Below are 13,579 nucleotides of genomic sequence, written 5' to 3' on the forward strand. Positions count from 1 at the left end.
CTTTCATCCTCTCTTCAGGCGAAAAGAGGAATTATCCGGTATTAGCTACCGTTTCCGGTAGTTATCCCAGTTCATGGGGCAGGTTGCCTACGTGTTACTCACCCGTCCGCCGCTAAGCTTACCCCGAAGGATAAACTCCGCTCGACTTGCATGTATTAGGCACGCCGCCAGCGTTCGTCCTGAGCCAGGATCAAACTCTCCATAAAGGTGTTTGACTTGCTCATTTAAAACATCTGACGAGAATTTGCATTCTCTTTAATACTCACTCGTTGTTCAGTTTTCAAAGATCAAACTTTGTTTCGCCGCTGCAATTTCTCATCAGCAGCAACTCTTATACTATATCACAATCATTCGTATGTTGCAAGCATTTCTTTTTTCGAATGATTTGTGGCTCGCTACAATGCCCACTTTCAAACACAAGGCGCTGTAACAACGCTCACCTATAATACCCCAGATCACACCTAAAAAGCAACCCCTTAAAAACAAAAAAGATAATCCGCTTAAATATTAAGCAGATTATCCCGTAGATCTAGCAGAATTATACTTAATAGAATTTAACGGCAGTATACTTATCGGCAGCTTTCACCAGGGTCGAAGCAGCTGTTTTAGCCAAACCGGCGTCTACAGTAGTATCGATCGTTACCCATTTGCCGTTCAGCAACACTTCGTTCCAAGCATGGTAGGAAGAGACATAGCTTGTGTTACCCATAACCAATTTGGTCGGAATGCCTTGGCTGCGGAGCATCGTAGCGAACAGGGAAGAGTAATCATAGCAGATGCCTTTCTTGGTTACCAGCGTGTTATCGTTGTTAGGGATATAATCCGTGGTTACGTTCGAAGCTAAGGTATAGTCATATTTCACATTGGAAACAATATAGTTATAGATTGCTTTTACTTTTTGCTCATCGGTTTTGAGGCCTGCTGTCAGTTGCGTTGCCTTCAGTACGGCTTTATCGGAAGGGCTCCATTTCACGTTTTGCACGGAGCTCAAATATACGGCGTTAGGATTGCTCAATTGCAGCGTTACAGATTCGGAAGCGACTACTTTATATTTATTGCCGCTTGTGTTCTCCAAAACGGATACTTTGTAGGTCCCGTTACCTTGCTGCAGCGGGAAGTTCTCCGAAGCAACGTTGCTGTACAGATTGTAGTTGTAGCTGCTATCGTCTTTGGCGATCATCAATTTAATGCGTTTGTCTGCCGGAACATCATAAGAAACTGTAATAACGCCTTGACTCAATTTCGAGGTATCCAGCCAGTTGGCTGCACTCGCTTGAGCGGAACCGGCGTAAACCGTAGTGAAAACAATAAACAAGGCAATCAGCATGGATGATAATTTCTTCATGGATAAAACTCCTTTCGGTAGCTGGCTGCCATCCCAAGGTTTGGGGAAGGCCCTGTAGCTTTGCGTCCCTGCCTTTCGACAGGTTTGCCGTTATCGTTTTAGCTTTATCTACTAAAACCGTTTAATAGAAAAGTAAGAATGACCGTCAATAAACAACAAAAAAAGCCTCTTCATTCGGTAGCTGGCTGCCATCCCAAGGTTTGGGGAAGACCCTATAGCTTTGCGTCCCTGCCTTTCGACAGGTTTGCCGTTATCGTGTTTAGCTTTTCTAGTTATATAGTATCATATATTTGCCAGGATACAAGGAATAATTTGCTAGATTACCGCAGAATCGATGAATTTCTTTCCATTTTTTCACAAAATCTTCGCATGGACGATAAGACGATGGGTTGGATGAACGAGCGGATCACAGGTAATCAAGGTTAACAACTGGTCTTTGCCGTTGCCCTTCAGCACAGAAACATCCGTTGGTTCTACGATGGAAATGTCGTATACCTTGTACCGGTACTTCTCTCCGCTTGTCTGAATGTCAATGACGTCCCCGATTTCAACCTCGTTTAGACGATTAAACAATCTGCCCGTCGTTCTGGCCCGGTGTGCGGCGATGGCCGCATTCCCGACCTCTCCAAACGTTGTTGTCTCCTTCATATGCGCCGCAGCAAATTTCATATTGGCTTTCGTTGCCCCTTCCAGGACAGGCAGCTTCAATCCGATTTTATCAATCGTGATCACCGCAATAACTTTGCCGCCCGGCTTAATATCCGGCGTGGCCGTCGCCGAAGGCTGGGGCTCGTCCGCTTCATCCGCTCCCTCGGCAAGCAGTTCGGTGACCGCCGCATAGGATTGGGTCAGATCGGAATCCGGAGTGGACGACGGCGCTCTCGCCGGTTCGGTATAGGCCTGTTCTGCCTCTTCCAGCAGCTTTTGCTGCTCCCGGTCATTCATCCACTCGCTCGCTTTCGGATACAGCATGACAAGCACGCCAATGATGATAATCAAATAAGAAAGTTTACGCATCCGATCCTCTCCTTTTGTTAGACCCGAATGACATTACTCCTCTTTGGCAAGCGAGACGCTGCGGAATACCCATAGCCGGCTGCCGAAGAAATTAACGATGACCGTTACAAAGGTCACCAGCACTTTCGAGACCAGCACGTTCATACCGAACGTATCCGTCAACAAATGAATCAGCAGCACGGAAAGTCCGAGCACCAGCAGATTCAATACGATAAATCGCGCGAGCTGCATCCGGTCGCCTTGTCCTTGATCGCGGAACGTCACTTTTTTATTCCAGAAAAAACTGTTGGCCGTACCGGCACTGTATGAAATCACCTGAGCGGGCGTGTTGGCCAGCCCCAGCGAATGCAGCAGCGTAAATACAGCAAAATCAATGAGCGTATTGAGCAAGCCAACCGCGTTGAACTTGAGAAAACGGGCGAATTCCGCCTTGTAGCTTTTTTCAGGCATGCGGATGCCCTCCCTGCCCTTCCCCGGTTAGCGTCTCGTCCTCCTTATCCCCATAGCCAAAGGTCTCCCGTACGATGTACAGCGGCCGATCCTTGGATTCGTCATAAATGCGTCCGATATATTCGCCGATCACCCCCAGCAGCATCAGCACGATGCCGTTAAACAACAGGTTGACGCCGACGATCGAGGTCCAGCCCGGAACCGTCCAATTGGTAAAGAGGCGCTGGAACACGACGAAAAACAGATATAAGAAGCTGGATAAGGACAAAGCGAACCCGATATAGGAAGCGATTTTCAGCGGTTTATGCGAAAAAGAGGTGATGCCGTCCAGCGCAAAGCGGATCATTTTTTTGAGCGGGTATTTCGTCTCTCCGGCAAAACGCTCCTCGCGGACATACTCCACCATCGTTTGCCTGAAGCCAACCCAGCTTACGAGACCGCGGACATAACGGTTTTTCTCCTTAAGCCCGCGCAGCACGGCGCATACTTTCTGGTCGATCAGACGGAAGTCGCCGGTATCGGTTGGAATCTCCACGCTGGTCATGCTGGCCAGCAGGCGGTAGAACATTTTGGCCGTCGTTTTCTTGAACAGCGTTTCACCGTGGCGCTTAATCCGCTTCGCATACACCACTTCGTAGCCCTGTTTCCACTTGGCGATCATCTGCAGAATGACTTCCGGCGGGTCCTGTAGGTCGGCGTCAATGACGACAACCGCATCCCCTGCAGCATAGTCCATTCCGGCTGAAATCGCGACCTGATGACCGAAATTGCGTGAAAAATCAATCAGCTTCACATGCGCGTCGCGTACGCTGATCTCCTGCATGATCTCAACGGTGCGATCCCGGCTTCCGTCATTCACAAAAATCAACTCGTACGTGTCGCCGCAATTCTCCATGACGGCTTTGAGGCGCTCATACGTATGGGAAATGACGGCCTCCTCGTTGTACATGGGAACAATTATACTATATCTGGCTTTCACCTTCGTACCTTCCCTTCAATAGGATGCGGCAGCGCCGCCCCTTCCTAGAATACCCAGGAAGGGAACCAGCGCAGCACATCTTTTACATAATCTCCGCTGACCTGCATGCCCGAGAGCACCGGATAAAACATAATAAACAGAATCAAGGCCCCGGCTACATAGACCAGCCGCAGCTTAAACGCATCTTTGTACTTGCTCTCCAGCAGCTTGAAAATGTAGACAATGGCCAGAATGAAAAACGGCACCATCGCAAAATAGTGATACAGGAACGTCTCCCGCGGGACAAGCATCCACGGCGCATACTGCGAAAAGAAGGCGATCCAGATCATGTAGAGCGACTTTTCTTTATTTTTGATGGTAAGCCAGACGGATGCCAGCAGGGCAAAGATCCCGGTCCACCAAATCAGCGGATTCCCCATGGTAACGATGCTGCTGACCTGCCCTTCCGGAAGGCCATCGCCGCCGCTGAAGAACCAGACCGGCCGCTTCATGAACGGCCACTCCCACCAGGAGGAAGCGAACGGATGCGTCGCTACAAGCTGACTGTGATAGTCGTACATATTTTTCTGCGCTTCAATGAGCCCTTTAAAAGTATAACCCTCGGAGGTAACGGACAACACCGGAATAAACGACAAGCTGTAGCTGACCGCAGGAATAATCACAAAGAACAGCACACAGCTGGCCAAGGTGAGTATCGTATTTTTCCAGAACGACCGGTCCGCCTTCCGGCAGGCCTCTTTCAGCTCCTGATCGGCAAGTTTGCCTTCGCCCAGCAGCCGTCCCGCCGCCTTATATTCGCGGTAACGCTCAAAGAGCGACAAGCCGAGCATGACCGCCAGACCGGCGCCGCCATACAGCACGATCCATTTGGACGCTACCCCGATGCCGAAGAACAGCCCCGACCAGAACAGCGGCACCAGCGTTTTGCCAAGCGGCTGCTTGAAGAAGTTCATCGTCGCGTAACGCTGCATGAAGTAGAACATCAGCATAATGAAAAACACGCCGTAAACGTCGATGGTCGAGATGCGCGTCTGGGTGAAGTGCATGAAATCGAGCGCGAACAGCCCGGCCGCCAGCGCGGCGTACCCAGTCTTGCGGAACAGACGCAGCGCCATCATGTAGATCAGCGGCAGCATACCGATGCCGAACAATGTACCTATGATGCGCCAGCCGAACGGATTGACGCCGAACAGTTCCATCCCGACGGAAATCAGCAGTTTGCCGAGCGGCGGATGCGTATTCTCGTAAGGCACAATGCCGTGCAGGTATTCGTAGGCCGTCCGGGCATGATAGATTTCGTCAAAATACGTACTGTTCATATACCCCGAATGAGCCGGAACGAGCGCTTGCTCATCGAATAGATTCGCCGGCGTTCCGCGCTTCGCGGTTCCGCTGTCCGGGGATACGCTGGCAACCGGAAGCGGCTCGGTTCCCCCCTGGCCGTAAACCGCGATTTCATGCAGAAGGAAGCCCGGCGTATCAACGGTCAGCTTCACGTAACGCGCGGCAACATTGACGGGCTGGCTTTTCCAGATGAATACATTGCCGACATCCTCATCGACATTCAGCGGGTTACTCCAATTATCAGGGGTCTGGCTGAATTCCAGCTTAAATTTGCCCGTGCCGACGCCGCCGAAAATATTGACTTGCTCCAGCTGCCGGCTCTCGCCGAGATCAACGTAGAAGCTCTCCCCGGAGGCGGCAGGCTGCCAGACGGTCTCCGGCGATTTCGCCGAACCGAGATGAAACAGCGCAAGCGCGGCATAAACCGCCGTGATACCCAGCATCCAGATCCAGTCCTTACGCCCCAGCTTGAAGCGCGGACGGATCCCCTCCGCAGAGAGCGGCCGGATCGCCTCGACGGTTTCAGTATCCGCCTGATCAAACTCTTGCTTGGTAAGGGGCGGGGCCAGCGGCTTCACCCGTTTGCGGAGATACACTTCATTGCCCACGTAGAGCATATAAACAAACAAAATGAGATTCGCAATGGCCGTCACCAGCACAATTCCGTCCGATGGCGGATTGTTTCCGGCATTCAGATGCGCCAGCGTATAGGCAACGTTAATGTACAACGTCAGGCTCTGGCCGAGGAACAGCATCAGGAAACGCCGGTCCTTGCTCTCGATATAAGCAAACAGGCCAAGGAGAATAGCCGGATACATATAGCGCTCGTGCATTTTTGTACCCAGGACAAACATGAACACGATCAGCAGCAGGCCGACAAAGAACGATTTGGACAGCTCTTTGGGATTCTTTTTGAATGAAAAATGAGCGGCGGTCGCAACAGCGGCCAGAATGCTGATAAAGCCCCATGTCCGATAAGGTATGCCAAGCCATGTCTGATCGATGCCTGCCCACAACGGATCCGTCAATGCATACAAATTAAACGCATTAACGGTTGAATACGGATAGGACGTAAGCGTGCTTTTGTATAGATCGATCAGACCGCCCAGACCTCCGTTGGACCAGAAGAACGGCGCCGAGAGCAGGCTGAACAGGCCGAGCCCGTACAAAGCGCCAAGGCCGAGCTGCTTCCAGGCACGATGATGGAAAAAGGCAAATATCAATACCGGCGTGAAGATAAGCGCCTGCGGTTTAACGAGCACCGCCAACGCAAACCAGATAGCGGAAGACACGAATCTTTGTTCCACGGCACCGATGATACTCAGGATCAATAACAGCATAAAGAAGGAATCCGCCTGGCCCCAGGCTGCCGAATCGATCAGCACCGCCGGGTTAAACAAATAGAGCAGCACCAGGCCGACGGCTATGCCGGAACCGACCTTTTTTCGTCCGTAACGGTATAAAATGGCGCCAAGCGCAAGATCGGATAAAATGGCCGGAAGCTTGAACAGCAGCGTCTCGCCGCCGGAGCCGTGGGCAAACCCGAACCAGCCTCTGATGACGCTGAGCGCATACAGCACATACAAATAACCCGGAGGATAGTCGGCAAAATAGCCTTCCGCATAAAATTTACCTGGCCCGACATCCACCATCCGTTGTCCCCAGGACATAAATGTATCCATGTCGTTTTTGTAACCCTGGGCCGTAAGCGCAATCCAGATCCGCAATATAAACGCCAGCCCGAAAATGACATACAGCCAGCGCGTGTAAATCGCCGCCGGCCGATCAAGCAGCCTATTGCTGCGGAAGGACCGGCGGTACATCACCGCAAAAAGGATGCCGAACAAGCCGGAAAGCAGCAGAATCTTGGCCGGAGACACTTTATGCGGCGCCTGCGCCTCGCTGCTAGCTCCATCCTGCGCAGCCGCGCCGCTGTCCAGCGAAATGACCGCTGTGCCATCCGGCACGGCGTCGACTTGCTCCACGGACAGGTCATCAAAATACGCTTTCCCCTGGATCAGGCTGGAGTATCCACCCAAAGCGGCGCCGACGCTAAGTTCGTGCTGATCTTTGCCGGTCTGCCCGTAGAATTCCAGATACTGCCATTGCCCGCCGGTATCCGTTACAGCGGGATAGCCGCTAGCGATACCGACCGGAAAAATGTTGGCTCCCAGGCCTTGCCCTGCAGCACCGGCTACGTTGACATATCCGGAGATTTTATAATACCCTTCCGGCTCCACCTCTATGGTCTGAATCCACTTCAGATGATTCGGCTCCAAATTCTCGATAACCGCCGCTTGGCTTCCGGAGTGGACTACCTCAGATTGGACCGAGATTGAACCCGACGTCTCTCCGGCAATCCAGCTATCCGGGGTCCAGCCCGCCGGAACGCCGCCATCCCCTTCCTCAAATCCCGGATTCTGCAGCAGATTGCCTTCCGCAAAAGCGCTTGATACCGGAAGCAGCATTGCCAGCACCATAATGGCGACTACCGCGAGCTTTCGTGTCCATTTGAACATCGTCCCTAACTCCCCATCTTCAATTTGATCCAGCCGGTGTTCCAATAACTACAGTATAATTGGTAAATTGCTTAATCGTGTAATTCCCGTTTTGCGGCAGCGGATCGCTGTTCGCGATAACATATGTATTCCCCGGCAAGTAATCCGCCTTCCCGAAAACATACCTGCCGAAAGATGAAACCTGCTGAAAGGCATCTCCGGGGTTTCGGTAGTTCACGGTCTCCAGAAAATCATGCGGATTGATCTTTTCATAAAAAAGCACATAGATGTAAGGCATATTCACGGAATCCGTTACATAAATGCTGCCGCTGCTCGCCTCCGAAGCGTAACGAATCGCATCTCCGAAGGATTCATAAAAGGCGGGGCCGAGCACCTGGGGCGTCTGCCGGAAATAAGCATTCGTAAACAGCAGAAACATCAGCCCGAAGAGCACGGCAAAGGCAATGCCTGCAGGTTTTAATTGACGGTAAATCCAGAAGAAGCCCACGGCAACCAATGCGATTAAAGGGTAAAACAAAATATTAATGCGGTTAATATTCACATCGGTTATAAAAGCCATCAATACGGCAATCAGCAGCCATAAAGGGATAACGGCATAACGCGCACCTTCATGTCTCCTGCTCCAACAATCCTGCAGCATCACGATCAGACCAAGCACGGCCAATGGCAGTGCAAGCGGATAGGCAAATCCGTAAGGCGAAATCGAGTTCCAGGGCAAACCGTCGCTGCCGCTGATCATCAATTGGATAAACACATGGAATTTGTCCCACGCCGTTCCCAGCAGGTTCCCGCTGAAAATGGAAGACACCGCCTCCACGCGCGGCATGGTCAGCCGGGGGATGGAGAACAGCGGCGTCGCCAGAGTCTTCCATCCGTAATGATTGATTACTATAAATAATAATATGGGAAGGGCCAGCAATACAAATAGTCCGGCATTCCACAGGGAGGAACGCACACGCGGCGCTTTTCCATAATAAAGCAGCGCCAAAGCGCCAACCGCAAACAGCGGCACAAAAAAATAAGAGGTCCCGTAAGCATATAGCGATAACGCAAGCAGCGCAGTAAAACCGTATAGCCACCCCGGGGAGTCAAATGCACGAATCAGGAAATATACCGCAATCAAGATGATGGTCGGATACAGATTGGATTCGAGCGCCCAACGCGACATCATGATATGCCACGGATTGATGGCGATGAAGAACATCGCGGCAACTCCCGCAGTTTTATCCGAATACAAACGTTTCATTATTAAATAGAAGAAAAGCATGCCGATCAGCCCCATTACAACGCTAAGCGCCCGTACCGACAATGGCGTCAAACCGAACAAAAGCAGAAATGGCATTGCAAGATATGCATACAGCGCATTTTGCCCGCTGCCCCAGGCAATCAAATGAACGGGCAGATGAACGCCGTTGCGGTCGATCCCGTAATGAAGAATGGCATAGGCATCATAGCCGACGGAAGCTTCATCCTGATTCAGACCGGGAGGAAGCGAATGGATATACCATACCCGCACGAGAGCGCCGACCATAAACAGCAGCAGCTGCCAGCGATTGTCCCTCAGCCTCTGACTCCAGAGCCTTTTCATTTTCACGTCACCTCTTCAAACAATATAATTCATTCGCCGGAGCATGAAAAGGCCCCTTCCTAATGGAAGGAGCCTGATTTCTGAAGCAAAGCCGGATTAGCCTTGGCTGCCGATCAATACATAACGCAGAATGATCAGAACTGCCAGAACCCACATCATCCAGTGGATGTTGTATTTTTTCTTGCCCGCCAGGTTGGCTACGCCAGCCAGGATGACATAAGTGACGATCCCGAAGGAGATACCGTTAGCAATGTTGTAAGTAAACGGCATGATGGCGAAAGTCAGGAACGCAGGAATTGCCAATACCATGTCTTGGAAATCAATTTCGCGGATCGATTGAGCCATCAGTACGCCGACGATAATCAACGCGGCAGCAGTAGCGGAGCCCGGAATCAGCGCAGCAACCGGAGCCAGGAACAAGGCGAGCAGGAAGCAGACGCCGGTTGTTACTGCAGTCAGACCTGTGCGGCCGCCTTCGGCAACGCCAGCGGCGCTTTCTACATAAGCAGTCGTTGTGGAAGTACCCAGTACCGCACCGCCGGCAACGGCAACGGCATCGACGAACATGGCTTTGCCGACGCGTTTTTTGCCTTCTTCGGCATTTTTCATAATGCCTGCGCGTTCAGCTGTACCTACCAGGGTACCGAAGGTATCAAACAGTTCTACGAACGTAAAGGTTGCGATTGCGGAAACGATACCGGTGTGCATGATGCCGTCCCAGTCGAAGTCCCAGAAGTTCAGTTGCGTAAAGTCAGGAACCCAAGGCGTTTGCGGGTTGTTCAGGGAGCTGAAGTCCACGGCGCCCATCAGGATCGCTACAACCGTTGTGCCGAGAATCCCGAAAAGAATGGCGCCTTTCACGCGGAGTACCATAAGAATGCCGATCAAGAGCAGGCCGATAATGGCAAGCTGCACGCTGGTGTTGTCCAGGCTGCCCATATGAATAACCGTTTCGAAGGAGAGCACGTCGGTAAATTTGTTGGCAGCGATGTCATTGCCGGCTTCAACGCCGATTGTCATCAGTCCGCTGTTCTTGAGGCCGATGATGGTAATGAACAAGCCGATACCCACGGTAATCGCATGCTTCAAGCTGTCAGGAATGGCCGTCAGCAAGATTTGCCGGATTTGAGTCACTGTCAGCAAAATGAAGATCAGACCGGAAATAAAGACCGCGGTCAAACCCATTTGCCAGGTAAAGTGGTTCTCGGACGTGGCGGACGACAACACGACGGAAGCAAAGTAAGCGTTCAAGCCCATGCCGGGAGCCAGTGCTACCGGGAAGTTAATGAACAAGCCCATCGCGATGGTGAAAATGCCCGCTGCCAGCGCCGTAGCCAAAAATACGGAGTACCAGCCCATGTCGATCCGGCCGAATGCAGTCAATGTGCCCGGGTTCACCGACAGAATGTAGGCCATTGCCATAAACGTGGTCAAGCCGGCCATGATCTCGGTGCGTACGGTCGTACCGTTTTCTTTCAACTTGAAAAAGCGATTCAAACTGTTCTCCCCCTAAGGTGTTTGTTATGTTTCGTACAGCCATATAAAAAAGCCGGCATCTTGGAAAGACACCGGCCCGCAAAGAACATGTCTCCCTGCACTTACGGCAAAAAGCCGGAAGCGAAAGCGGGCATGTCCTTAAATCGTAGCCAGGTCATTACGGTGACCTCGTAGAGACTTCCAGGCCAATTCCCGGAATTATACGAATCAAATATGCTGTTCAACGCTTTTTCATTTTAGAGTTACATGACATCTCTTGTCAATGGTAAATACGAACATTTCACGTTAGCTTTTTCGAATCGTTCGTAAATCGTCCATTTTTCCGCACTGAACGGCCATTACTCCTTTTATCACCCCTTAAAAAACCTCTTTTCATTAGCATTTGTCCCACAATATGTAAATTTATAATCCGGTGCAGCCTGCCGAGCCGGAAGGTATAAATAGTATGAACGCAGCGCCGATAATAAGAGGTAGACTGCAATTTTGTTATAAATTGGATGGGGGATGTAAATGTACTTACTAAGGAAGACCACGGCAATCGCGCTCGTCCTGCTTATGTCGGCGATGTCCTGACAGGTTTGGCTTCGGCGGCGGACTCCAAGAGACTGTCTGTTGAGGTGATCAGCGATTCTGCAACCTTGGCGGCCGGAAAAAGCGTGCTTGTGAGCGTCAAAATCTCCAATATCCCCGCCCGGGGCTCCGTTCGGCCAAAATTTCCGTAAGCTACGATGAAAATGTATTTACGACAGAGGGCAACATCCGGTTTGATAAGGCGCTCGGAAAATCGGTATGGAGAGACGACACCCTCTTCATCCCGTCCGAAACGTTACCCGCAGCGGAGTACAAGATTGCAAATCCGTTTCCCGAGGACATGAATCCCGCCGATGGCCGGCAGGAAGTCGTTCTGTCTATCGCTTCAACCGTGAACAAGCCGATCCGCCCGGCCAATGAGGCCTTTGTCGCCTTTTACCTGACGGTAAAAAACGAGCTTGCCGCCAAGGATACGGCCATACATATCGCATCTTCCGGTACCCTGCTGGAGGATTCCGCGGGAAACGCCATCACGGATTACGGCACCACATCCGCGAATCTTTATGCCAGCGATCCAAAGATTGTAACTAGCCATGCAATTTGCGCCAAACGGTACGCGCAACCTGCTTCCCGAGGTTGCCGGGCAATCCTTATATCTGATCGACAAACTGAATTAAGAGTCCTTGCGAACTTACAAAAAAAGCGGGGCTGCCCAAGATCATCTTGGACGGCCCCGCTTTTATAATTCATGAGGATGCTGCATATTAGCTCTATTCCCACTCGATCGTAGCCGGCGGCTTCGAGGTAATGTCGTACACGACACGGTTGACGTTGTCGACTTCGTTGACGATGCGGACCGAAATCTTCTCCAGCACATCCCACGGAATGCGGGCCCAGTCGGCGGTCATGCCGTCGATCGAGGTTACGGCGCGGATGCCTACAGTGTAGGAGTAGGTACGCTCGTCGCCCATGACGCCGACGCTCTTCATGTTCGGCAGCGCCGTGAAGTACTGCCAGATCTCCCGGTCGAGCCCGGCTTTGGCAATCTCTTCGCGCAGAATGTAGTCGGATTCGCGGACGATCTCCAGCTTGTCCTCCGTCACTTCGCCCAGTACGCGGATCGCCAGACCCGGACCCGGGAATGGTTGGCGCCAGACGATGGCATGCGGCAGCCCCAGCTCTTCGCCCAGTTTGCGCACTTCATCCTTGAAGAGCGTGTTCAGCGGCTCGATCAGGCTGAATTTCATGTCTTCCGGCAGACCGCCGACATTATGATGCGACTTGATCGTCTGGGCCGTCGCCGTGCCGCTCTCCACGATATCCGTGTACAGCGTGCCTTGCGCCAGGAACGAGAAGTCGCCCAGCTTGGCCGATTCTTCGTCAAAGCAATAGATAAACTCGTTGCCGATGATTTTACGTTTTTGTTCCGGATCGGAGACGCCGGCCAGCTTGCCGAGGAACCGTTCGCGGGCATCGATCTTCACGACATGCATATCGAACTTGCCGACAAAGGTTTCCATGACGCTTTCGGCTTCGCCTTTGCGCAGCAGGCCATGGTCAATAAACATACAAGTCAGCTGGTTACCGATCGCCTTGTGGATCAGCTTGGCAACAACCGAGGAATCCACCCCGCCGCTCAGCGCGCACAGCACATTGCGGTCGCCGACCTTCTCGCGGATCTCCTTCACGGCATCCTCAATAAACGATTCCATCGTCCAGTTGCCTTCGCAGCCGCAAATCTCGTACAGGAAGTTCGAGATCATGTCATTTCCGTTGACCGAATGGCGCACTTCCGGATGGAATTGAACCGCATGGAAATTCCGCTCTCTGTGGCTCATTGCTGCAATCGGTGCGCTTTCGGTGCCGGCATCCAGGACAAAGCCCTGCGGAAGCACAACGACATGGTCGCCGTGGCTCATCCATACCGTCTGGCTGCTCTCCAGCCCCGTAGCCAATACCGCGCCTTCGACGAAATCGACGTCGGCTTTGCCGTACTCCCGTTTGGCGGCGCGTTCCACCTTGCCTCCAAGCTGCTGGGCCATAAGCTGCATCCCGTAGCAGATCCCGAAGATCGGCAGACCCAGATCATACACCGCCGGGTCCACATGCGGCGCATCCTCGGCATACACACTGCTCGGTCCTCCGGAGAATACAATCCCCTTCGGCGATAGTGCCTTAATCTTCTCAATCGGCGTATTGTATGGCAACAGCTCGCTGTATACGCCCAAATCGCGAATTCTCCGGGCAATCAGCTGATTGTATTGGCCCCCAAAGTCGAGTACAACAATGATTTCACTTGGCTTGTTCAT

General features: G+C 52.1%; 9 protein-coding genes, 1 rRNA gene and 3 riboswitches. Of the genes, 1 reads left to right on the forward strand and 9 read right to left on the reverse strand.

Annotated features, from left to right (window positions below):
- The 8 genes from BMW84_RS22385 to BMW84_RS22420 all read right to left on the reverse strand — a co-directional run.
- Nucleotides 1-206 (reverse strand): 16S ribosomal RNA (locus tag BMW84_RS22385); the annotation flags it as partial.
- A gap of 338 nt (nucleotides 207-544) precedes the next feature.
- A complete protein-coding gene (locus BMW84_RS22390) occupies nucleotides 545-1,345 on the reverse strand; it encodes a transglutaminase-like domain-containing protein (RefSeq protein ID WP_091072308.1) in 801 nt (266 codons plus the stop codon).
- Nucleotides 1,346-1,358: 13 nt separating this feature from the next.
- Nucleotides 1,359-1,444: riboswitch (cyclic di-GMP riboswitch) on the reverse strand.
- 74 nt (nucleotides 1,445-1,518) lie between these two features.
- Nucleotides 1,519-1,604, reverse strand: a riboswitch (cyclic di-GMP riboswitch).
- Nucleotides 1,605-1,699: 95 nt separating this feature from the next.
- Complete coding sequence (locus tag BMW84_RS22395) at nucleotides 1,700-2,362, reverse strand: class D sortase (RefSeq protein ID WP_091072311.1); 663 nt, start codon at nucleotides 2,360-2,362, stop codon at nucleotides 1,700-1,702.
- A gap of 33 nt (nucleotides 2,363-2,395) precedes the next feature.
- Nucleotides 2,396-2,812 (reverse strand): GtrA family protein, encoded by a 417-nt coding sequence (locus BMW84_RS22400; protein WP_091072314.1) that lies wholly within the window; start codon nucleotides 2,810-2,812, stop codon nucleotides 2,396-2,398.
- The gene (locus tag BMW84_RS22405) at nucleotides 2,805-3,791 is read right to left on the reverse strand and encodes a glycosyltransferase family 2 protein (RefSeq protein WP_091072315.1); all 987 of its coding nucleotides are present in this window, start codon (nucleotides 3,789-3,791) and stop codon (nucleotides 2,805-2,807) included. Before BMW84_RS22405 ends, BMW84_RS22400 begins: the two co-directional genes overlap by 8 nt.
- Nucleotides 3,792-3,835: 44 nt before the next feature.
- Complete coding sequence (locus BMW84_RS22410; protein ID WP_091072318.1) at nucleotides 3,836-7,654, reverse strand: glycosyltransferase family 39 protein; 3,819 nt, start codon at nucleotides 7,652-7,654, stop codon at nucleotides 3,836-3,838.
- Nucleotides 7,655-7,673: 19 nt separating this feature from the next.
- Nucleotides 7,674-9,242, reverse strand: a complete 1,569-nt coding sequence (locus tag BMW84_RS22415; protein WP_091072319.1) for a glycosyltransferase family 39 protein — start codon at nucleotides 9,240-9,242, stop codon at nucleotides 7,674-7,676.
- Between the two features lie 96 nt (nucleotides 9,243-9,338).
- Nucleotides 9,339-10,739, reverse strand: a complete 1,401-nt coding sequence (locus BMW84_RS22420) for an NCS2 family permease (protein ID WP_091072322.1) — start codon at nucleotides 10,737-10,739, stop codon at nucleotides 9,339-9,341.
- A 126-nt stretch (nucleotides 10,740-10,865) separates the two neighbouring features.
- Nucleotides 10,866-10,965: riboswitch (purine riboswitch) on the reverse strand.
- Between the two features lie 645 nt (nucleotides 10,966-11,610).
- Between BMW84_RS22420 and BMW84_RS24580 the strand changes: the two genes are divergently transcribed.
- On the forward strand, nucleotides 11,611-12,015 hold the full coding sequence (locus tag BMW84_RS24580) for a hypothetical protein (protein WP_139209675.1): 405 nt from the start codon (nucleotides 11,611-11,613) through the stop codon (nucleotides 12,013-12,015).
- 25 nt (nucleotides 12,016-12,040) lie between these two features.
- Here BMW84_RS24580 and guaA read toward each other — a convergent pair whose 3' ends face one another.
- Complete coding sequence (guaA, locus tag BMW84_RS22430; RefSeq protein WP_091072327.1) at nucleotides 12,041-13,579, reverse strand: glutamine-hydrolyzing GMP synthase; 1,539 nt, start codon at nucleotides 13,577-13,579, stop codon at nucleotides 12,041-12,043.

It is taken from the genome of Paenibacillus sp. NFR01 (genome assembly GCF_900111565.1).
Lineage (GTDB): Bacteria > Bacillota > Bacilli > Paenibacillales > Paenibacillaceae > Paenibacillus_AQ.